At 41.9% G+C, this 22,184-nt stretch carries 20 protein-coding genes; 10 read left to right on the top strand and 10 right to left on the bottom strand.

Annotated features, from left to right (window positions below; translation table 11 throughout):
• Nucleotides 1-6 precede the first annotated feature (6 nt).
• From BANH1_RS02415 to rpsF, 3 genes are all read right to left on the bottom strand, one after another.
• Nucleotides 7-987, bottom strand: coding sequence for a hypothetical protein (locus BANH1_RS02415; RefSeq protein WP_015397845.1), 981 nt, complete (start codon nucleotides 985-987; stop codon nucleotides 7-9).
• A 141-nt stretch (nucleotides 988-1,128) separates the two neighbouring features.
• The gene (rpsR, locus tag BANH1_RS02420; RefSeq protein WP_015397846.1) at nucleotides 1,129-1,377 is read right to left on the bottom strand and encodes a 30S ribosomal protein S18; all 249 of its coding nucleotides are present in this window, start codon (nucleotides 1,375-1,377) and stop codon (nucleotides 1,129-1,131) included.
• On the bottom strand, nucleotides 1,377-1,790 hold the full coding sequence (gene rpsF / locus BANH1_RS02425; RefSeq protein ID WP_015397847.1) for a 30S ribosomal protein S6: 414 nt from the start codon (nucleotides 1,788-1,790) through the stop codon (nucleotides 1,377-1,379). Before rpsF ends, rpsR begins: the two co-directional genes overlap by 1 nt.
• A 353-nt stretch (nucleotides 1,791-2,143) precedes the next feature.
• Here rpsF and BANH1_RS02430 point away from each other — a divergent pair, with 353 nt between their 5' ends.
• The 7 genes from BANH1_RS02430 to gmk all read left to right on the top strand — a co-directional run bounded on the left by BANH1_RS02430 (nucleotide 2,144) and on the right by gmk (nucleotide 8,317).
• Nucleotides 2,144-2,731 carry an undecaprenyl-diphosphatase gene (locus BANH1_RS02430; protein WP_015397848.1) on the top strand — a complete coding sequence of 196 codons (588 nt, stop codon included), beginning with the start codon at nucleotides 2,144-2,146 and terminating at the stop codon, nucleotides 2,729-2,731.
• Nucleotides 2,732-2,795: 64 nt separating this feature from the next.
• Nucleotides 2,796-3,740, top strand: a complete 945-nt coding sequence (gene fabD, locus BANH1_RS02435; protein WP_015397849.1) for an ACP S-malonyltransferase — start codon at nucleotides 2,796-2,798, stop codon at nucleotides 3,738-3,740.
• Between the two features lie 17 nt (nucleotides 3,741-3,757).
• The gene (fabG, locus tag BANH1_RS02440; protein WP_015397850.1) at nucleotides 3,758-4,495 is read left to right on the top strand and encodes a 3-oxoacyl-[acyl-carrier-protein] reductase; all 738 of its coding nucleotides are present in this window, start codon (nucleotides 3,758-3,760) and stop codon (nucleotides 4,493-4,495) included.
• A 290-nt stretch (nucleotides 4,496-4,785) separates the two neighbouring features.
• Entirely contained in the window at nucleotides 4,786-5,022 is a 237-nt protein-coding gene (locus BANH1_RS02445; RefSeq protein WP_015397851.1) for an acyl carrier protein, read from the top strand.
• A 105-nt stretch (nucleotides 5,023-5,127) separates the two neighbouring features.
• Nucleotides 5,128-6,390 (top strand): beta-ketoacyl-ACP synthase II, encoded by a 1,263-nt coding sequence (fabF, locus tag BANH1_RS02450; protein ID WP_015397852.1) that lies wholly within the window; start codon nucleotides 5,128-5,130, stop codon nucleotides 6,388-6,390.
• Nucleotides 6,391-6,495: 105 nt separating this feature from the next.
• Nucleotides 6,496-7,605 (top strand): endolytic transglycosylase MltG, encoded by a 1,110-nt coding sequence (gene mltG / locus BANH1_RS02455; protein WP_015397853.1) that lies wholly within the window; start codon nucleotides 6,496-6,498, stop codon nucleotides 7,603-7,605.
• A 40-nt stretch (nucleotides 7,606-7,645) separates the two neighbouring features.
• Complete coding sequence (gmk, locus tag BANH1_RS02460) at nucleotides 7,646-8,317, top strand: guanylate kinase (RefSeq protein WP_015397854.1); 672 nt, start codon at nucleotides 7,646-7,648, stop codon at nucleotides 8,315-8,317.
• A 5-nt stretch (nucleotides 8,318-8,322) separates the two neighbouring features.
• On the opposite strand, the gene rsmA is transcribed toward gmk, so the two are convergent.
• The 6 genes from rsmA to lptF form a co-directional block, all read right to left on the bottom strand.
• Nucleotides 8,323-9,156 carry a 16S rRNA (adenine(1518)-N(6)/adenine(1519)-N(6))-dimethyltransferase RsmA gene (rsmA, locus tag BANH1_RS02465; protein ID WP_015397855.1) on the bottom strand — a complete coding sequence of 278 codons (834 nt, stop codon included), beginning with the start codon at nucleotides 9,154-9,156 and terminating at the stop codon, nucleotides 8,323-8,325.
• The gene (gene pdxA / locus BANH1_RS02470) at nucleotides 9,147-10,160 is read right to left on the bottom strand and encodes a 4-hydroxythreonine-4-phosphate dehydrogenase PdxA (protein ID WP_015397856.1); all 1,014 of its coding nucleotides are present in this window, start codon (nucleotides 10,158-10,160) and stop codon (nucleotides 9,147-9,149) included. The genes rsmA and pdxA overlap by 10 nt, the downstream gene beginning before the upstream one ends.
• Nucleotides 10,160-11,116: a SurA N-terminal domain-containing protein gene (locus tag BANH1_RS02475; protein WP_015397857.1), complete on the bottom strand. Its 957-nt coding sequence runs from the start codon at nucleotides 11,114-11,116 to the stop codon at nucleotides 10,160-10,162. Before BANH1_RS02475 ends, pdxA begins: the two co-directional genes overlap by 1 nt.
• Nucleotides 11,117-11,219: 103 nt before the next feature.
• Nucleotides 11,220-13,574 (bottom strand): LPS-assembly protein LptD, encoded by a 2,355-nt coding sequence (locus tag BANH1_RS02480; protein ID WP_041583196.1) that lies wholly within the window; start codon nucleotides 13,572-13,574, stop codon nucleotides 11,220-11,222.
• A 12-nt stretch (nucleotides 13,575-13,586) separates the two neighbouring features.
• Nucleotides 13,587-14,678, bottom strand: a complete 1,092-nt coding sequence (lptG, locus tag BANH1_RS02485; RefSeq protein ID WP_015397859.1) for an LPS export ABC transporter permease LptG — start codon at nucleotides 14,676-14,678, stop codon at nucleotides 13,587-13,589.
• Nucleotides 14,675-15,865, bottom strand: coding sequence for an LPS export ABC transporter permease LptF (gene lptF / locus BANH1_RS02490; RefSeq protein ID WP_015397860.1), 1,191 nt, complete (start codon nucleotides 15,863-15,865; stop codon nucleotides 14,675-14,677). Before lptF ends, lptG begins: the two co-directional genes overlap by 4 nt.
• A gap of 394 nt (nucleotides 15,866-16,259) precedes the next feature.
• Here lptF and BANH1_RS02495 point away from each other — a divergent pair, with 394 nt between their 5' ends.
• Together BANH1_RS02495 and BANH1_RS02500 are read left to right on the top strand one after the other, a co-directional pair.
• Entirely contained in the window at nucleotides 16,260-16,706 is a 447-nt protein-coding gene (locus BANH1_RS02495) for a DNA polymerase III subunit chi (RefSeq protein WP_015397861.1), read from the top strand.
• Between the two features lie 167 nt (nucleotides 16,707-16,873).
• The gene (locus tag BANH1_RS02500; RefSeq protein WP_015397862.1) at nucleotides 16,874-17,137 is read left to right on the top strand and encodes a hypothetical protein; all 264 of its coding nucleotides are present in this window, start codon (nucleotides 16,874-16,876) and stop codon (nucleotides 17,135-17,137) included.
• Here BANH1_RS02500 and BANH1_RS02505 read toward each other — a convergent pair.
• Complete coding sequence (locus BANH1_RS02505; protein ID WP_015397863.1) at nucleotides 17,134-18,423, bottom strand: MFS transporter; 1,290 nt, start codon at nucleotides 18,421-18,423, stop codon at nucleotides 17,134-17,136. The genes BANH1_RS02500 and BANH1_RS02505 overlap by 4 nt on opposite strands.
• A 941-nt stretch (nucleotides 18,424-19,364) precedes the next feature.
• Here BANH1_RS02505 and bafA point away from each other — a divergent pair.
• Nucleotides 19,365-21,899, top strand: coding sequence for a BafA family autotransporter (gene bafA, locus BANH1_RS02510; RefSeq protein WP_015397864.1), 2,535 nt, complete (start codon nucleotides 19,365-19,367; stop codon nucleotides 21,897-21,899).
• The last annotated feature ends 285 nt before the right edge of the window (nucleotides 21,900-22,184 follow it).

The following is a 22,184-nucleotide window of genomic DNA, read 5'->3' on the forward strand; positions in this document are numbered from 1 at the left end:
ACAAATTTAGCGGAGTCTGTCGCGTTGTCGGCGATTGTATTGAATAGCTGCCCAAATACCCATCAAGAGAATCATGAAAGAAACAGGTGGCGAAAAAACAACAGTTAAAATGGCAACATAAACGAAGGATAATATAATTATCCTACCTTTTATGCCTTTTGTGATATCGTGGAGATACGCTAATCCGCTGATTGATATAATCACAGTATACGCAGCGGTGAAAACATGTGCGCTTAAACTAAGGGTAGAATTGAGATCAATCATTGATGCTATACAAGCGACCGCGAAGATAATGAGCCCGGAAATTGGGATGCGGAAAGTTTGTCTCCAATCATCACGGGGTCTTACTAGCCAGTTCATACGCTGTGCTATCATCATTGAAAAATAAAGATTACCAACGAAAAAAATTAAGCTATAAACGGTTAGTGCGACGGCTGCTAAAGTTGCTGCATGTGTTGTTAAAAGTTCGCTAAAGGCAATGATATCAGTTTCTTTTATAGATTGTGATTGTCGCATAGCCCGTTGTATGTTTTCAGTAATTTCTTTCACAACAATAGGAGTGATTGGGTGAGTCTGAATATAAATTCCAATAAGGATTGATACGAGCGCGATAAAATTGGTTAAAAGGAAGATAACCGATGATAACGGGTACCATATCAAAGAATTTTCTTCTCGTGCTGGTCGCGCAAGCCCAAGAAGCCAAGAAGCGTAGACAGCAGGAAGAAAAAATAACAACATAAAGCCAAAACCAACATAAATATCATTGGTTATAACAAGAAAAATGGTAGAACTTATTAAGGCAACAAGACTGGACAAAGTTCCCCAGCCAAACGCGGAAACGAAGATTGGGAGAGAAATAAAGCAACCTAAAAGGATAGAAAAGTGAGGTGCAATACCCGCGATGCTGGTAACTATCATTCCTACAACAACAACAAACAGTCCAGCTACAATGCCGGCTGCTATTTCATAAAAATGAAAATTTTTCATTTATCGCTGTCCTGCTTTTTGCAGTTAGGGGCGTTATAACACCTCAACTTTGGGCATATTACGCATTTTATGCACGTATACCAACCGAAATATAAAAAAGCAGCCAGAAAGATACCCTAACTGCGTGATATATTTGAAAATTTATTTTACGATATAAGGAAGCAAGCCAAGAAAACGGGCGCGTTTGATAGCATTCGCCAACTCACGTTGCTTTTTTTGGCTGACAGCCGTGATACGTGAAGGGACAATTTTACCGCGTTCTGAGATATAACGCTGTAGTAGTTTAACGTCTTTATAATCAATTTTAGGGGCATTTACACCTGAAAACGGGCACGTTTTGCGACGACGATGAAAAGGGCGACGCACTGAGGCTTGATTCATATCGGTCATTATTCTATTCCTCCTGCTCCTACAGCATTTTTACGCTGGCGACGTGGATGGTGGTGGTATTCTTCATTTTTTCCGAAGGAATCATCGCGGTCAGAGCGCGAAAGCATAGCAGATTGTTCTTTCTCGTGTTTTTCAACGCGGATAGTCATATAACGCAAAATGTCTTCATTAATACGCATTTGCCTCTCGACTTCAGCAATTGCTGCGGCCGGGGCATCAATATTGACTAATACGTAGTAAGCTTTACGGTTTTTACGAATACGATAAGCAAGGGAGCGGAGACCCCAATTTTCTGTGCGCTCGACTTTTCCGCCGTGTGCTTCAATGATGCCACTGTAAATTCCCAGAAGTTCTTCAACTTGCTGCGGCGCAATGTCCTGCCGAGCAAGAAACATATGTTCATAAAGAGCCATTGTTGTGCCTTTCTTCAATTAAACTTCACCGGTTTTGGCGCAAAGCCTCTGCAACTTGTCTTTTTGGGAACCCCAAAGAAGAAAGGACGCGTTTGCAATTCGAGACACTCGAGAGCGAGGATACGGGAGGCCGGAATTATCACATTTCCTACTGATTGTCAGTCAGTCCTCCGTTCAACCCCCGGCCAAAACACCGGCAACGAACGGTTAGTATCTACAGCTTATCTCAAAAAATAGCAAGTTGACGCTTGTAAAAAATGTGAATTGTTGAGTTCTAATATGTTTTTTTATATATTCCACAGCCGTATATGCGGGGACGGCATCATAAATCCGTGAGATAAAAGGAACTGAGAATGGCTTTTTTAGACCAGATTGATGTAGCATTTCTTGAAATGCTTGCTGGTAGTCACCAAACTTGGACCATTTTGGCCATGTTTGGTATTTTTTGCGCAAAATTTTTAATTTATATCGTTCCTGTTCATCTTTGTATATTGTGGTTTTGCGGCGGATATGCGGAGCGGCGCGTAGCATTAAGCATTTGCACGAGCATTTGTTTTTCCCTTTTTTTAGGGTATCTTATCTCTTGCATTTATTTTCACCCACGTCCGTTTGTTGCGGGTTTAGTGCAGCCACTGCTTAAGCATCAGGCGACAGCTTCTTTTCCCAGTAATCACGCGTTGGTTATCTCTTCCTATACGGCCGGCCTTTATTGCTACCGGTGTAAAATTGCTTCTAAGTTTGCATTGATATTTTCGTTCTTGATTTGTTGGGGGCGTGTTTTTACTGGTGTACACTACCCTTTTGATGTCTTAGCTGGTGCAATTTTAGGGAGCCTAGTAAGTTGGAGTGTTATCCGGTTTGCTGCGCCGTATTTTCCCGAATTTGTGTATCAAGTTCCACCCTTGAAATATAACTTCAAGACAGATATTTACTTTAGATGAGTTGTGTTATTTTAAATTAATATCAAGAGCAGGTAACTTGATTGTTCAGTTTAGGAGTCTACTGATGGGGGCGGTGTTTACTTTTCCGGGGCAGGGGAGCCAAGTTGTCGGTATGGGCAAAGCGCTTGCCGAGCAATTTTCTGAAGCACGTATGGTTTTTGAAGAGGTAGATGACGCTTTGGGTGAAAAATTATCACATACTATTTTTGAAGGGCCGTCGGATGTCTTGACGTTAACCGCGAATGCACAGCCGGCCTTAATGGCAGTATCCATAGCGGTCGTCCGTGTAATGGAGAAATTGGGACTTGATATAGAATCAAAAGTACAATTTGTCGCAGGCCATTCTTTAGGGGAATATTCGGCTCTTTGCGCAGTTGGTATGTTCAGCTTAGCCGATACGGCAAAGCTTTTGCGAATTCGTGGAAACGCTATGCAGCAAGCTGTTGCCGTTGGCGAGGGTTCCATGGCAGCGCTCATTGGTCTGGACGAGAGAGAGGTTGAAAAAATTTGTGCAATTGTTTCAGGAAAGGGTGCCTGCCAGATCGCTAACGACAATGGCGGCGGACAGATTGTCATTTCGGGTGAAGCGAAGGCTATTGAGGCAGCGGTAAAAATCGCTTCAGAAAAAGGCGCTAAGCGCGCTCTTATTTTGCCAGTTTCAGCACCTTTCCATTCAACTTTAATGCAGCCTGCTGCTGATGCAATGCAAGATGCATTTTTATCTGTTGATGTAGCATTGCCTATTGTTCCGCTTATTGCGAACGTTTCCGTTGCACCTGAAAGTGATCCGGAACGCATTCTTACGCTTCTTGTTCGCCAAGTAACCGGGCGAGTGCGATGGCGTGAAACGATTGAATGGATTGGAGCCAACGGGATTGATATGCTTTTTGAAGTTGGTTCCGGGAAGGTTTTAACGGGTTTAGCTCGCCGTATTAATAAGAATATCAGCGGGTTAACGATCGGTACAGCTGAAGAAATTGAAGCTGCATTACGGGGGCTTGGTGTTTAATCTTGAGGAGTCTAAAAATGTTTAAATTAACAGGTCGTAAAGCCCTAGTAACAGGTTCATCTGGGGGCATTGGTGAAGCAATTGCCCGTTTTTTGCATGCGCAGGGAGCAGTAATTGGGCTTCACGGGACGCGTGAAGAAAAGCTCAGAGAGGTCGCTGAAGATCTTGGTCAAGGTGTTTTTATTTTTCCCACTAATTTATCTGAGCGTGAAAACATTAAAAAATTGGCTGAAACAGCAGAGAAAGAAATGGATGGTGTCGATATTCTCGTCAATAATGCTGGTATCACTCGAGATGGTCTTTTGGTACGTATGCAGGATCAAGATTGGGATGATGTGTTAGCTGTCAATTTAACAGCTGCTTTTACTTTGACACGAGGATTAGCACATGCCATGATGCGCCGACGCTATGGGCGTATTATTAACGTAACATCCGTTGTTGGCGTTGTCGGTAACCCTGGGCAAACAAATTATTGTGCTGCAAAAGCTGGTCTAATAGGTTTTTCTAAATCATTAGCACAAGAAATTGCATCAAGAAATGTAACTGTTAACTGTATCGCGCCGGGGTTTATTAAGTCTGCAATGACTGATAAACTTAACGAAAAGCAAAAAGAGGCGATTATGGCTACAATTCCGATGAAGCGTATGGGAATAGGGCAAGAAGTAGCTTCTGCTGCTGCTTATTTAGCCAGCGATGAAGCGGCATATATCACCGGCCAGACCATCCATATCAACGGTGGTATGGCAATGATTTAAATATTTGCCTTTATTCTACATTGATTTATAAATTTTATTATTTTAGATGATACTCAGATAATAATTGAATAAAATGGAACGATGTGTTTATTATCTTCGGCGATTTTGGTAACGGTGGGGACCCGGCTTATACCGGGGCGTCGTGTTAGTTCATTTTACAGGGAATATCCACGGAATGTCCTAAATCGCCGCTAAAGTTCCTGAGTAACGCATCTATTGCTTGATTAGATGAGCCTATACCGCTAATCAAGTATGGAAAATGGATATAAAGTAAATTTGAGGATTTCAACATGAGTGATACAGAAGAGCGCGTTAAGAAGATTATCGTAGAGCATCTTGGAGTTGACGCAGCTAAAGTTACAGAAAGTGCAAGCTTTATCGATGATCTAGGAGCAGATAGCCTCGATACAGTTGAGCTCGTTATGGCTTTTGAGGAAGAGTTTGGTGTAGAAATCCCGGATGAGGCTGCTGAAACAATTTTCACGGTTGGTGATGCTGTAAAGTTTATTGATAAAGCTTCTGCATAATTCTTGGAAGGCAAGAGCATTTTACGCTCTCAGCTTTATTTTTTATTTGAAGCTATTTGAAAAATATAGTTCCAAGGGGTGAGTGGTTGATTCAGGGTTGGGAATATGAGGCGTGTTGTTGTTACCGGTGTGGGATTAGTATCTCCTCTAGCCGGTGATGTCGAATATAGTTGGAAGCGGCTCCTTGAGGGGAAGAGCGGTGTTCGGCGTGTTACTGAGTTTGATGTAGCTGATTTACCGTGTAAAATTGCCGCGCGAATCCCTTTGGGGGACGGAACGAGCGGCACGTATAATGCTGATTTATATATGGAGCCCAAGGAGCAGCGTAAAGTTGATGCGTTTATCACTTACGCGATGGCTGCTAGCAGTCAGGCGCTCGCAGATGCCGAGTGGTGCCCTAAAAAGGATGAAGATCAGGTCCGCACGGGCGTGATGATAGGTTCGGGTATCGGTGGTATTGAAGGCATCGTTGAAGCAGGTTATACGCTCCGCGATAAGGGGCCGCGGCGTGTTTCTCCTTTTTTTATCCCGGGACGCTTAATTAACCTTGCTTCTGGCTATGTTTCTATTAAGCACGGTTTACGTGGTCCTAATCATGCAGTTGTCACAGCTTGTTCGACGGGTGCGCATGCGATTGGTGACGCAGCTCGTTTGGTCGCTTTGGGTGATGCTGACGTGATGGTGGCAGGGGGGACTGAGTCGCCGATTAATCGTATATCGCTTGCTGGTTTCGCCGCTTGTAAAGCCCTTTCTACTTGCCGTAATGATGATCCTGAGTGCGCATCGCGCCCTTACGATGCAGATCGTGACGGCTTTGTTATGGGTGAAGGGGCGGCGATTGTAATTTTAGAAGAACTTGAGCACGCAAAAAAACGTGGTGCTCGCATTTACGCCGAGCTTATAGGCTATGGTTTATCCGGAGATGCTTACCACATCACGGCTCCTTCAGAAAATGGCGAGGGCGCGCAGCGCAGTATGATGGCGGCTCTTAAGCGTGCCCAGGTAAATGTGTGTGATATTGATTATATCAATGCTCACGGTACATCGACGATGGCTGATGTTATAGAATTGGCCGCTGTTGAGCGTGTTTTAGGGCACTGCGCAGCGCGAGTATCGATGTCGTCAACAAAATCATCTATCGGACATTTACTCGGTGCGGCTGGTGCAGCCGAGGCTATTTTTTGCATTTTAGCTATACGAGATAATATTGCGCCTGCGACGCTCAACCTTGATAATCCATCAATTGAGACAAAAATTGATCTTGTACCGCATAAACCACGTGAGCGGAAAATTAATATAGTTCTCTCTAATTCATTTGGCTTTGGTGGAACGAACGCATCTCTGGTGATGCGGCGCTTCGGGGAATGATAAATATTTTTGTCTATCATTGCTGTTTCTTAGTCTTTTTCTTTATTATAAAGTTTAAGCGGGAATCTGCGGTGTAGTTCCCAGAAGTTGTCGAGGTTTATGGTTATGTTCGGTACAAAAAATGAGAAACTGCTACAAGATACCGAGAGTGTTTCAGTGAAGCATTCAACGGATGGCGGTGATGCATTAGCGTACGATAAGCGGAAAAAGTCCTATATTGTGCGCAATCCGTTGGTTATCCTCAGCCATTTCTTTCTTATGCTGATTGTGATTGCTATTCTGTCTATAAGTATTCCCCTTTACATTGGAAAAAATATTTTTGAAGGTAAGGGAATTGCTAAAGAAGAAAAAATTGTGCTAATCCGTCCTGGAACAGGGATCCGTGAAATTGCGTCGCTTCTCGAAAAAAACGGCCTCATTCGATCGTCTGACATTTTTGTTTATGGGGTTAGTTACCATCAAAAAGCGGCGCACCTTAAGGCTGGTGAATACTTGATTCCACCTTATGCGTCGATGCAAGATATTATGGAGATTTTGGTAAAAGGAAAATCTCTTGAATACGCGTTTACAGTGCCAGAAGGTCTAACGGTTCAGCAGGTTTTTGATCGATTAGCTGCTAATAAAATTTTAGTCGGTGACCTTCCCGAAATTTTACCCCCAGAGGGTAGTTTAATAACTGATACTGTACGTTTTATCCGCGGTACGACACGCAGAGAGATAGTAAAGAGATTGCGCGAAGAACAAACAAAGTTAGTTAATGCAATATGGGCTGCTCGTTCGCCTAATCTACCGCTTAAGTCTGTTGATGAACTTGTCATATTAGCGTCGATTGTCGAAAAAGAAACAGGGATTGCAGTAGAAAGACCGCAAATTGCTGCGGTGTTTTATAATCGTCTTGCTCAAAATATGCGTCTTCAATCTGATCCAACAGTAATTTACGGTCTTTTTGGTGGAAAAGGTAAGCCTCCAGACCGTGCGATTTATTCTTCAGATCTTGAGAAGGAAACGCCGTATAATACTTATAAAATTTACGGATTGCCGCCAACGGCTATCGCGAATCCGGGTCGTGATTCTTTGAAGGCGGTGGCAAATGCACCGAAGATTGACGCGCTTTATTTTGTGGCTGATGGTTCAGGTGGGCATGTTTTTTCTAAAACTTTGGATGAGCATAACGAGAATGTCAGGAAATGGCGCGCGTTAAAGCAGGCGCGTTAAATTTTTTAGGAAAAGCTTTGACAAAAAGTAGAGTAAGACCATGATATCGCTTGATAGTAAATTAAGTGCTCAAACGATCCCCCGGCGTCGCGGTTTTTTATTTATTCTCTCTTCTCCTTCGGGTGCCGGTAAATCGACTCTTTCCCAGTTAATTTTGAAGGATGAGCAATTAGAGCTATCTATAAGCATAAGTGTGACGACACGGGAAAGGCGTCCTAGTGAGATAGATGGTTTTCACTATCATTTTATTTCAAAAAAAGAATTTGAACGTAGACGTGATGGAAATGAGTTTATTGAATGGGCTGAAGTTCACGGAAATTATTATGGAACTTTACGTGAAAGTGTCGAAAATGCAATGATGTCTGGACAGGATATGTTGTTTGATATTGATTATCAAGGTACCGAGCAACTTCAAAAAAAGATGCCGGGGGACACAGTATCCGTTTTTATCCTCCCTCCGTCAATGAAAGAGTTGGTTTCTCGTTTGTGTCGTCGAGCAGAAGACGACCAAGATATTATTAATTTACGCTTAAATAACGCCCGAACGGAAATGCAACATTGGCGTTCTTACGATTATATTATTATAAACAAGGATTTAAATCAGTCTTTGTTATTTATTAAATCAATTTATCTAGCAGAAACTACCAAACGCAAACGCTGTCGCTTCCTCAAAGCATTCATAAATGAGCTTATTACTGAAAAAATTGATTAAAATACTTATTCACCAATCAAATTAGCTAAAGCTACAAATTCAGAAATTGAAAGTGTTTCGGCTCGGCGTGTCCCATCAATTCCGGCTTTTTCTAAAAGTTTTTCACCCCCGATAATCTTGAGGCTTTGGCGGAGCATTTTTCGTTTTTGTCCAAAAGCAACTTTTGTTACAAGACTTAATTTTTGAACCGAGCAGGCGAGAGGCTGTGAGCGCGGAAGAATATGGACGACAGAAGAAGTTATTTTAGGTGCCGGTATGAAGGCTTGAGAAGGAATATCAAAAGCAATTTTTGCAGTAGCGCGCCAGCCAGTTAATACGCTGAGACGACTGTAGTGAGGAGATTGGGGGTCGGCAGTAATACGTTTGGCCACTTCGCGCTGAAACATCAGAGTCATTGATTCATAAAAAGGAGGCCATGATTCGGTTAAAAGCCAATTTAATAAGAGCTGTGTTCCAATATTATATGGGAGATTCGCGATGATACGTGGTTTTTCTGTATATGTTTTGAAAAGCTCTGAAAAATCCTGCTTTAAAGCATCATTGCAAATAAGTGTAAGTTGTTTTGGGTAGTGTTTTTTTACGTCTAATAATGCTGAAAGGCAGCGCTCGTCGTATTCTATAGCTGTTACAATAGCGCCTCTTACGAGTAAAGCGCGGGTCAGTCCGCCGGGGCCCGGCCCAACTTCAATAACCGGTTTTCCATTTATATTCCCTGCTTGGTGGGCAATTTTAGAAGTTAAATTGAGATCAAAAAGAAAATTTTGACCTAGAGATTTATTAGCTTGCAATCCATATTTATTGATTACTTCGCGCAGGGGAGGCAGATTATCTATTTGCATGTCGTTGAACTATTTTCTGCGAGTTGATCTGCGAGCGTAAGAGCGGCGATAAAGCTTTCGGGAGAAGCAATTCCCTTATTGGCGATATCGAAGGCAGTTCCATGATCTGGCGATGTCCGAATAAAAGGCAGCCCTAAAGTAACATTGGCGGTGGTGTCAAAGTCTAATGTTTTAACAGGAATGAGAGCTTGGTCATGATATGCGCATAAAGCAACATCATATGTTTGTCGTGCACGTTCATGAAACATTGTATCAGAAGGTAAAGGGCCCACGATGTTCAGTCCTTTTTTCTTAAGGTATTCAATAGCGGGGGCGATAATTTCAATATCCTCTTTTCCTATTGCTCCATTTTCTCCAGCGTGAGGATTCAGGCCGGCAACAGCTAAACGGGGTGAAGTTATCGCAAACTGCGTCCTTAAAGCACTTTCAGTGATCAACGCGGTTTGGACGATCAAGCTATGGGTAAGGTATGCAGAAACTTCATTAAATGGGATATGAACAGTAATTGGCACCGTCCTTAACCGGGGTCCAGATAACATCATAACTGGATGATATTGTTTATTAGAGGCTTGACGAGAAAGATAAGAAAGAAATTCGGTGTGACCCGGAAATTTGAAACCCGCATCATAAAGTTTCTTTTTTGCGATAGGACAAGTGATCAGCGCACGCGCGCGACCGCTTTGAATCAGCTGGACACCGCGTTCGATTGCTTCGACTATTCCGGCACTATTGCTTACCAAAGGAAATCCTGGCTGACAGTTTTGGCGGTTTTTCAATGGCATTACAGGAAGAGCGATTTGAAAATTTTTCGCAAGATCGCCTGTAAAAACGTAGTCTACCTCAAGTTTAATTTGCAAAAAACGAGCACGTGAACGGATAATTTCCGGATCAGCTAAAAGAACAAACGGCGGAATGCTACGGATATTACGTTTATTCCACGCTTTTATAGCTATTTCAGGACCAATTCCAGCGGGGTCACCGCCGCTAACAACTAATGGAGGCATCACGATTCTTGAATACGCGCTCTTTGTCGTAATTCTTTTAAATATTTTCCGTTTAACGCTTCAAGTTTCCCACTAATATTTTTTTGATTATCTTGAATAGAAAATATAAGCTGAGCGACGCGATCATCCGAAACCCTTTTTATTTGACAAACAGCGACCGCCTCAATGCCGTTTTGCGTTTCTTGCGGTTTTGTCATTTTTCCGATAGGTGTTGCGCGGATAGCTCCTTCCCAACCGCTAGGAAGCTGGGGTTCTAGCATTTTCCCTAAATCGCGGATAGTAACATCCAATATACCTTTCGCTTGATTTCTCGTATTGTTACATCCTCGAAAATGTGCGCGGAAATTATTTGCCTCATATTGGCGCCTTCCTAAGATTTCCGAACGGCGACGCGCGGGAATAACAAAAATGATCTGCTGCAATGTATATTCATTCGTCGAAGGTTTTACACCGCCATTTTTTAATATTCTGTGTGCCACTTCTTGTTCTGTGAGAAGAACATTTTCAGCTTGATAACGAGCACTAACAAGGCGTCCCCATCCTATCTGACCGCGAATATAAGCTTTAAAATACCCCTCTGTGAGGTCAAATTGAGCTAATATCTCGTTAATTTGGTCAAAAGTCATATGATTTTGCGTAACAAAGGCTTCAAAAGCGCTGTTAACTTCATCGTCACTAACTTCAATATCACGATTCTTCAGTTCGATATTCTTGAGCATTTCGTCAATAAGCTCATTTTTAGCCTGAGCAAGGAGGTTCCCCTGCTTTTGCTGCAATTTAAGAAAAGAAGCGCGTCTTTGAATATCATAATTTGTTATAGCATTCCCATTGACTACAACAGCAATCTCACTTTGAGCAAAGGCTGGGAGAGCAAAAAATGCACTAACAAAGAGGCCGCCTACATTTAGAGCAATGATATAAAATAAGGCGAGAGCGTTATTTTTGAATTTATTCATGTAAGCGAGCCCTTAGTTGTTCATCGGTTCCCTATTCGCCGCTTAAGAATATATATTTTTCTGCGTAAAAACAATGATAAGTTAAAATATCTGCACATTCTCTTTATAAATCTTCCTTTATTTTTTGGCCGATGTCCGCGATTGTGCGCAATGAAAGGGAAAAATTAAAATTTTGTAAAGGTGCGTTTTTTTCTGGATTGATTATCTGTTGGTAGCTGAATGTTACACCGAGACATTCGTCTGTATAGTTTATACTTATCCCGCGTTTTACAAACGTGGCGGACTCTAAGTCGTAGCTAACATTATTATTCATGGACCAATTGTCAGAAAATTTAATACCAGTTTGAAAAGAAATTTCTTGGCGATTTTGCGTATATTCGTAATTTGATTGGCTCGGAATATAGGCGTATTGCACAGCTGCCCAGAGATTTGACCATTTTTTTGACGCTTCTAATTCAGCGCGATGGATTTTACCTGTTTTTTTGTCAAAGCGTCCACGAGATTCTACGTAAAAGCCACTATCATGACTCGCACCGAGCATTGCAACATAGTCTGAGCTTGCTGTTTCAAGGCCAGAATTAACGCCAACAGTAATAAGACCTTTTTCTGCAAAAGAATTTTTTCCTGCAAGATGAAAAGATTGTCCGGCCAGACCATAGAGTGACAAATGATGGCCAAAATTTCCAGAATATCTTAGACCTATATTAGCTCTCACTCCGCCTTCTACGCGGTCGTAACCCGAAAATTTATCACGTTGAAATAAAGTTGTCGCATCGAATATAAAGTTTTGTGCGTCTTCATTTGGTAATTGTTCAGCGTATCGTTCATTATTACGAATAAAGATTTGCGCTGTTGGTTCTAAGATATGCGTGGAGGTTCCAGTGGTGATGAGAAGAGGGTAACGCAATTCCATGCCCGCTGTTGCCGTATTTCGGATAGCTGATGAGGCGATATTAAAATTGGCAGCAGGGTTATTTACTGAGTCAGAAGTATAGTCTCTACGAGTATTTGTTATAATTACATCAGTACGTAAAGCGAGGATGGGAGATAATATCAATCCATTTTGTATATTAAGGCGCCTTTTCCATTCTAGTTCGCCTGTTAAGCGGAAACTGTTTCCAGCTATACCAGAGAGGTTTGTAGTACCGAGAGAAGAGCTCTGCCAATCGGTATGAGGACGGTAAATTGATCGCATATTGCTGTGAAAGCTAAGCTCTCCAGCGTAAATTGGCATAGCTGGTGCAAAAAAATAATCAACGCGGGGTAGGGCCCATACTCGTCGAGAATAATGTTTATTGAGGGGATCTTTAAGAGCTAAATCTTGGGTTATGAAGTGGTAAAAGCGCATATCAAAGTAATTTTTGTCCGCAAGGCCGCTTAAATAAAGTTGGGAAAGCTGTGTAGGATTTGCGTAATTTCCGAGTTTGTACGTGCGATTGAAGTGTTGATCTGATTGTGCGACAATATCCCAGCCGTAGATCCAGCGAGGATTAATACGAAAGTCGCCTTTTGTCGCTACCATATAACGGTTAGTATTTTGAGAATCGACAGTGTCGTCGTCGAATTCATTAGGGTTGATCTGATATATATGGGCGAAGCTGACGTTATAACTGCCTGTTTTAAAACGTTGACGCCATTCACCTTCAGTTAAAATGCCTTGTTTTGTGTAGACGGTAGCAGAAAGTGTAAAATCATAATGAGGTGATAAGCTCCAAAAATAAGAGCTCTTCACGCCTGCCCCGAGATGGCTAGAGTAAAAAAAACGAGGTACGAGTAAGCCGCTGGCACGTTTCACAGTTGGGTCAGGAAGCTCGAAAACCGGTAATCGCACGACTGGTACGCCAAAAAAATCAAGGTGGCTATCTTCGAAGCGAATTTTTTTGATTACGCCATTCCATATGATCTTTTTTGCTTTGATCTGCCATAAAACTTCTCTATCTGGTTTATAATAGCAAGGTTCGCACGCTGTATAGGTGGCGTTGTCGAAGGTTATTATTTTGTCTCTGTGATGTTCAGCGCTTAAAGCAGAAAAATGCGTGTCATTAGCCGCTTCAACGCGCAGGAAGTTTATAAAGCCTTCGCTAAAATCTTTGGTCATGTCTATTCGATTAGAATAGATTTTATTGCCGTCTTTTTGGGTAATTTCGACGTTTCCCCATGCCGTAATTCGCCCCGTTTTTTTATTATAAACGACTTTTTGAGCGATGATTTTATTGCCATCATATTCAATTTGGACATTTCCTTGTACGGAAATAGTGTTTGTGTCGTGATCGTAAATGAGTTCGTCAGCAAAGAATAAAAGGGGGCTTATTGGGATTCGAGTCCCATTGTGAGAAGAACGAGTAAGATTTTGTGCTGTTACAGAACAAGATAAAGATAAACCTAAAAAAAAGCCGATGACACTATTTAAAGCCAGCTTGTTCAACTTTGTCCAAATTATTTTTTTGTTTATTCTCATTAATGGTTTCACTCAGCCATCCTCTTTATGAAGCAGAAAGAAGATGCCTAAAAATAATGCAATAACAACTGGTGCCCAAGCAGCGATAATTGGCGGAATGTACCCGGCGCTACCAAAAGAACGAACGAGAACAGAAACGACGTAAAGCACGAATCCAGCGATAACACCACCAAGAATTAAGATGCCGGATTGTTCAAAGCGTGTAAATTTTAATGATACAGTTGCCGCAATGAGAGTCATTGCCACAAGTAATGCTGGTAGCGCTATCAGCGACTGTAAATACATATTGAACTTATTAGCAGAATAGCCAAATGATCGCGCAGCCGTGATTTTTTTTGGCAACTTGTAAAACGGAATAGTTGCGGGATCAGAAAAATATTCAGTCAAAAATTCGGGCTTTAAGTTTGTTTGTATCAAAAGCTCAGTAAATTTTTGCGGCATACGACCTATTTTATAAATCGTGCCATCAGTTAATAGCCAAGAACCATTTGTTAATGTTGCTTTTTTAGTGTTAATCCAATTTTTGATCGTGGCGTCATCATTATATTGTACAAAGGTTGCGTCAATAAGAGAGAGACCCTGATGGGTAATTGATTTGGCCCCGATCGTCGTCGTTCCCGAAGTTGTATGTTGTGTTAACCACGGAACGCGAGGGGGGCTGATAGATGCTTGAACGTTGCTGCTACGCCATTCAGCTATCATTTTTTCTGCTCGGGTAGAGCTCCATGCAGCAAATGGATTAATAAAAAGAATCGAAAACAATCCAAAGAGGAAAGCCCCAAAACAAGCAGGAGAAAGAAATTGCCACGCAGAAATACCGATTGAGCGAGTAATAACAAGCTCTAGTCTTCGATTAAGAGAGGTTAGCATTGTCATTGCGGAAAATAGTGCGATAAAGGGGAGGAGCTGCTGCACAATAAAAGGGGTACGCAGAGCTGAGATAAGAAGCGCGCCTTTTGCCGTGTAATGAGGAGAAGAGGCTAAACGACTAGAATTTTCCGTAAAATCGATTAAGACGGTAAGAATACAAATACCTATCAAAAAATAACAGGTCGTTCTCAAATAACGCACAAAAAAATATCGTCCAAGTGTCCATCCGATCATGATGCTTTGTCCGGGGGATAACGGGAATTTTTATATTTGAACCTGTTTTTTATCTTTTGGAAAACTATTTTAACTGCGTTGCCAAGTGTCGCGGCAGTCGTAATTTTGTGATCCGTCAATAACCCAAAGAAGAGCACTATACTGATCCCTGCCAGGGTGATGTAAAGCAGTGGAACGTAGAAAAGGTCGTTTTCTATTTTTTCAGCGAGAAAGTATTCTATCCAATAAATCAATAAAGAAAAAGTAACGGCGGAAAAAGTTGCAGATATACGTGCTTGCCGGTGCGAACGTGCATCTCCTGCTGCAGTCACTGCAATTAACGCAAAAACAATAGGATAGAACCACTCTGTAAGCCGACGGTGAAGTTCGGCTTTATATTGAAGTGGTTCCCGCTGGTAATAAGGGTCATTTGGATCAGGACGTAATAAATAAGAGAGGGGTCTATCTTTAGGATAAATAATTGGAGCTTTAGTATTCGGCGTGAATTCGCTTAGGTTGAAGGTGTAAGAGCTGAATTCGATAATTGAAACGCTATCATTTTGGTGATTGACTCTTTCTATTTCGCCGTCATTGAGGAGTAAAAATTTGTCATTTTTATTGCTTATAACAGCCCCTTTTGTTGCATAATAAAACGTACTGATCTGGGGATTGCGCTGGTCGGCAATGAAAAGACGACCGATGGTCCCATTCGGGCGCTGTTCGCCAATTTCTATATAAAGGTTTCTGGTTAATTCTTGAAAACTACCTTCACGAATAAAGAGGCTGATGAGATCGGAATGGGTATTTGCCATCATTTGTCGCATATTAAGGCGTGCTCTAGGGACGACAAAATTAGCAATAGAAAAGGATACAAGCGAAGCGATAATAGCTAAAAGAAGAACTGGTTTTCCAATAGTGCTTTTGGGTAAGCCACAGGCGCTGATGCCGGTTAGTTCTGAGTCTTGATTCATTGTTGAAAGGGTGATTGTAACGGCGATCATTAATGCAAATGGAATAATAGGAGAAATAACGGAAGGAATCAGTAAAGATGAGAAGTGCAAAACCGTTAAGAGAGTTTGCCCATTTATCGTGAGAAAATCGATCCGCGCAAGGATCTGCACAGTCCAACCAACACCGATTGCCGCGGCCGTTACAGCAATAAAGAGAATAAAAACGCGCCTTAGGATGTATAATTCGATAATACGCATAGATTAGATGACATCCTTGATCTTCACTTTTAAAGTAGATACTTTACGATACGCCGAATTAAGACATACAACTGAAATTCAAAGATTATCTTCATATGTATGTATATCCTCCCGGATTAAGAAGCGGCGGGGTGTTATCCAATCCCAGCTTACTCTGCCATATATAGCGTTGTGTTTTCAAGAGCGGTATGCAAAGAAGTTGTAAAAACGAATAGAATGAGCTTTTCCATTTATCTAAAAATTAAATTTTTTCTTTTCCAGCGTTTAACATACATTATGAGCGGAAGATGGTACACGTAGTAGAAAGAAGAGGAGTCCTTATGCCTCAGATTTTTCTTTTCCTCACCGGGGATACAGAATTTTTTTCGATGAGATAAGGGTGAAGGGTGAGATAGTGGATATTCTTTTTTATCATTTAATACACTCAGCGTTAAAAGATACTTTGCCGGTACTTGTAGAACGTGCGCTCGCACGTTTTAAGCGTGTGACGATACAGTGTACGAGCAAAGAACGACGCGATGCCATAGATATGCATTTATGGGTTTATGCTGATGAGGCATTCATTGGGCATGGAACTGAAAGCGATAATTATCCACATTTTCAGCCCGTATTTCTCACTACAGGGCATGAAAACCCAAATAGCTCAAAAGTGCGCTTCCTTATAGAAGGGGCAGTTTGTCCAGATATCGATACTTATCAACGGGTTGTGATTATGTTTGACGGCCATAACGAAGCGCAGTTGGATTTCGCTCGTAAACAGTGGAAAGAATATAAAACGAAAAATTATAATTTAACTTATTGGCAGCAAACTGAAGACCGCTATTGGGAAAAAAAGGCGTGATGCACATGACATCTGTTATTTTAATTTTTATCGGTATCGTGGGGATAATTAACTCTGAGCTTTTTATTGTGGAAAAATTGGGAGGAAATCGTTGGATTTTTGTTGTTATTTTTCTTTTGGGAGCGGTAAAATTACAATTCGAAAGCAAAATATTCGAGCGAAATAAGGTGATAATCGACAGAGTTTTACTTATTTTGTGGGCAGTGATGTTGGCTTTTTTGTGCGTTTCATGGTTAGGAACAACGCATATTTTGTCGAGGATATTTTCTGCCACTTATATTGGAGATATTGCAGATATTTTATTCTTCTTTCTTTGTGCGCTGTTTACAGGGATATTATGGTGGGGTATTCCTCAGCCAATGCCTTTAAAAATGAAATTGGCGGCATCTTTGCCGCCATTGCTGGTTTTGCTGTTTTTTGTCGCGTCTTAGCGGGATATTTCTTCATCTGTAAAGAGAACAAAACAAATAAGCGAAACAAGAGAGCAAAAGAGCAGGTAATAACCAACATAAGCGGCGCTAAAATGTTGTACTAAATACTCTGCTATATAAGGGGCAACGGACGCACCTATGATGCCAGCTAAATTGAAAACTATAGAAGAGCCGGTGTAACGAATTTCAGTTGGGAATGGTGAAGCAAGAACAGCACCAAGAGGGCTATACGTAATTCCCATAAGTGATAAGCCGATAATGGACATCGCAAAAACACCTACAATTCCAGAACTTAAGAAATAAGGAATTGCGAGAGAGTAGGCAGCAGTCATCGCTGTCACCCAGATCATTAGAGTTCTACGTTTAATACGGTCAGCAAGTTTTCCGGTTAGCACGATAAAAAGACCGCAAAAAACAGCGCCCAGCATTTCTATTTCAAGAGCTTCTTTCAATGGCAATTGTAGATGGTTCGTTGCGTAGCGCAGTAAATAAGTGGTAACCAAGTAAAATAATGCAAACATCGTCATACCGGCAAATGTACCAAGGAATAAAATTCGCGGATATTTCGAAAATACGTCTATTATAGGTAATTTTACACGTTCTTCACGGGCGAGGGTTTTTTTAAATTCAGATGTTTCATTAATAGAAATGCGTATCCATAATCCTAGGATCATGAGAAAAATTGATAAAATAAACGGGAGGCGCCATCCCCACGCTAAAAGTTCGTCTTCGTCAAAAAAGAACCACAGTCCAAAAAAAGCTATAATAGACAACAGTAAACCGGCCGGAACCCCTAACTGCGGAAACATAGCGTACCAACCACGTTTTTCCGGTGGAGCGTTTTCTGTCGCGAGTAGAACGGCCCCACCCCATTCACCTCCTAACCCGATTCCCTGGCCAACGCGGCATATAGTTAAAAAGAAGGGTGCCCACCAACCAATTTTGTCATAAGTGGGAAGAATGCCAATAATAACCGTCGAAATACCCATCGTGAGAAGAGCTGCGATAAGTGTCGCTTTTCGGCCAATTTTGTCGCCAAAGTGTCCGAAAATAACAGATCCTAGAGGGCGAGAGAAAAACGCTGCACCGAAAACAAGAAAAGATTGCAGGATAGCAAATTGATCATTTTGAGGTGGAAAAAATAAATGGGGAAATATAAGAGCTGCAGCGGTTCCAAAAACGTAAAAATCGAAATACTCGATCGTCGTGCCGATGAGGCTTGCAAACAAAATCCGACCGGGCGAATTTCCTCCGTTTATGCTCTGTTTTTTTACACTCGTAGGCATGAATGGAGCTTCCTTTCATTATTATGATAAAATTATAATAAATAAGTGACAAAACTGACATTTTAATTATAAAAACTTCCTGGCATCGAACCAGTCTCGTTGCTATTTTTGCGATTGCACCACCGTGATAACGGGGCACCGTTAAGTGTGAGGGATACACCGCTGATATCTAAAATAACCTCTCGTTAAATTCAATATCCGAGCCAAATACGAAAAAAACATCGCTCTTAAAGATGCAAAATGTGGTAACATATTCTGCGCAAACGGCGCAACTTTTTTATATCAGGTTATTGTAATCTTCCTTTAAAAACAGTATTTGTATTTTATTAACGTTTGATCTTTAGCGCTCCGTATCATTAAACTGTTGAAATTTTGCACATGTAATTTGAGTGCACCCCGTTATCGATTATATTTTCGCGTTCAAGCACACACAATATCTAACAGGAAAACATTAACGTTTTGCAGGTTGACCTGTGGCCTTGAGGTTCATGAGGCTAAAGAGCTCCTCCTTCTCCAAGCTATTAGGGCATTTTCTGCGATTTTTGGCGGTGCATCTGCTACCTTATTTCTCTGCGTAATTTGAGGGGATGTTATCATATTTGCATATTTTATAAGGGTTAAAGATAATTACGGGGGGAGGCCATAGCTGCCCTTTATCTTTTTTTTACGAGCGAGTTGTAAGCGCGCACGGCAATTATATGTCAGGCCGTCACGCACCCCGTTTTCCACCCAACAAGTATTCTTGAGGAAGTGCGTATTTTTTCAGTGATATAAGTTTTTCTCAGTGTTGTTGCTTCTTATAATTTGGCGTTGCTTTTGCTATTATAAAGTGTTTCATTAAATTTTACAATCAATAATTGAAATCTGATTTTGCAGAGCTATCTACATCCAACGTTTTGGTCGAAAAATTTGGTCAAGCTTGGATGATGAAGGGTAGAGTTATGCAATATAAGTGGAAATCGGGTTATTGGGCTCTCATGATAGGGAGCTGCCTCGTTCAAGCGGCGAGCGCGAATGTGAAAGCGGGAGGTATAAATGCAAAGGGGGCTGATGGTGGTCTAGGGGCCAAAATGCAGTCTCTTTGTCATTTTTCGGGTATAGACAGGGTAAGTATAGACGCACTTGAGGGTCAGCTGCAACAAGTGGAGCGTAGCGGGCTGTTACAAAGAGAAAATACGGGCGAAGAGGGGTGCGTAAAGGTCCGAAGAATGGATATGGGTACCGAGATTACGGTATCGCCGTATGGTGAATTAGAGCATTTTGGGTTCCTCGCCGGCGCTGACAGAGCGCTCGTTTATATTCGCGATGGGGCGGTTTTGCGAGATTCTTTGATCGGTGCTGGTGATAAAACGTATATCTTAAATGATGGGACCACGGGGAGTCCGGGGGTGTCTTCTAATAATGAGGTCCGAGATGGGGGAGTGCTTTATGTGCAGAAAGGTGGCTTTAGTGAGGGCACGGTAATTAAGAATGGCGGCATTGAGATCATTGAAGCGGGTGACGCCAAACAAGGTTCTTCGCTGGGTGCTATTGTACAGAAGGGCGGGCAGCAAATGGTCAAAGAAGGAGGAAGGTCTGACGGTGCTAAAATTTATGGAGGCATACAGACTGTTTCAGGAAAAGGGAATGTTCAGGGAAAAGAGGTGGAAAGTAGTGCTAATTCCGCTGTAATTTACAGTGACGAAGATGGGACGTTGGGACAGCAGCAGGTATATGGTGGCGGGATAGCTGCGAATACGAAGGTTATGAGCGGGGGGTTGCAGACTGTTAATATGGGCGCGGCAAATCAGGCTGAGGAGAGTTTTGTGATAAATACAGAAATTTTTGGTCAGGGTAGGCAGCATATCGGAAAGGGGGGGGGGGCTCTTAGTGTTGCTTTAAGCGGGGCCGCTGTCCAGGTGATACATGAGGGGGGATACGCAGTTAATGTAACAATCAAGGATAGAGCGCAATCGTGGCTGTATAAAACCGCGGTGTTGGAAGGAGACACGGAAGTCGATAATTTCGGGCGGGTTAGTATTTATGCCGCAGATGAAAAAAATCGCGCTGTAGCAGAGCATATTGCTTTGAATGGGAGGAATTCGACGTTATTCTCTGTCGGCACGGAGAATGATACAAATGGTTCTTTGGTTAAGAAGTTAAGCGGCATAGGGGAGGTTCAGTTTATCTCGAGTGGGAGCGATGAACATTATTCTCAGCTTTATGTTGAGGATCTGTCAGGTAATTTACATTTCGTATTTCGTACGGATATTGCAGGTGATCGTGGCGATTATCTTTTCGTCGATAAAGGTGAAGGTGATCATACAATTAGTGTCAGTGATTCTGGTGCTGAAATCACAGATCCTAGCAAAAAAAGTCGCGATTTAATTACCGATAAAAGCGGGGGAGCTGATTTTACTTTGACGAGTCTTTCCGGCGTCAAAATTAATGCTGTTGACGGGGGGACCTATGTGTACGGTTTGAGGCAAAGAAAAGATCAAGGTGGGAAAATTTGGTATTTATCCACAGATCCTGTATCCGATGATCCTGACCATAAACCGGATCTTCCAGTTCCCGATCTGGTGACGACTCCATCTACTGATGCGGTATTGTCTGTAGCGACGGCTGCAGGGCTCATTTTTCAAAATGAGTTGCAAAGTTTGCGCACCGGCAGAGGGATTTTAGACAAAAATAAGAAAAATACGGCTTTATGGGCCCGCGCAATTAAAAACAGAGAGCGGGTCGCTACAGGTCATACGCATTTTAAGCTTGGTCAGACCGGCGTAATGTTCGGTTTTGATCAGCCGAGGGATTTGGCAAACGGAGATTTTTATGTTGGCGGTTTTACTGGCTATGACCAGGCACGTATTACGCACGAACGAGGTGGCGTCAGCGATATGGACGTTTATAGTCTGGGGGCTTACGCGACTTATTTTGATAATAAAGGTTGGTATTTAGACGGTGTTGTGAAATATAGTTATTACCAAAATGATCTGAGGGCTATTTCAACTAATAATTTGGCTGTGAAAGCGGATTATAGTCAGTGGGCAGTGGGTGGATCGCTTGAAGCAGGTTATCGCTTTCAAGTAGCTAAAAATACTTGGGTGCAGCCTCATGGTAAATTAACGGGGGTGCATGTTGAGGATCAAAAAATAGAACTTTCTAATGGTATGACGGGCGATATAGACTCTTATGCCTCTTTACTCAGCGAAATGGGGGTATCTGTGGGGCGTGAATTAATTTTTGGCGCAGGCTCTTCGTTAACAGCTTATGCGACGGCCTCTTGGTTACATGAGCATGTCGATGATAATCGTACTGTCATTAACAAAAAGAATAAATTTATCACTGACGTGTCTGGGGATGCGGCCAAATTAGGTGTTGGTTTCAATGGTTCTGTTAGTGATAATTTAGTGCTTTACGCAGAAGCTAGTTATCTTAATGGCCGTAAAATTAAACAGTCGCTTCAAGGTATTTTGGGCGTTCGCTATAATTTCTAAAGGTGCGATTATATCTTGTTTTTCGGTTAAGGGGGTGGGGTGCGGCTGCCTTTGAAGTTTAATGCCCCTGTGGTCGGGGTGGTGGTTTTGCTCTTCGCGTAAGCGGGGAGCTTTTTTTATTATCACAGATTTTTTTGAAGTAAAAATACGATTTGTGTTTTTTTATTTATTTTCCTTATATACCGGTAGTTTATAGAAGTTTATTTCGGCGTTGCTGATTAAAAATTGGCGTATTGTAATTGATGTATTGTAATATAAAACACATTATGATATAATCAGAAAACG

The sequence above is a fragment of the Bartonella australis AUST/NH1 genome (assembly GCF_000341355.1).
GTDB lineage: Bacteria > Pseudomonadota > Alphaproteobacteria > Rhizobiales > Rhizobiaceae > Bartonella > Bartonella australis.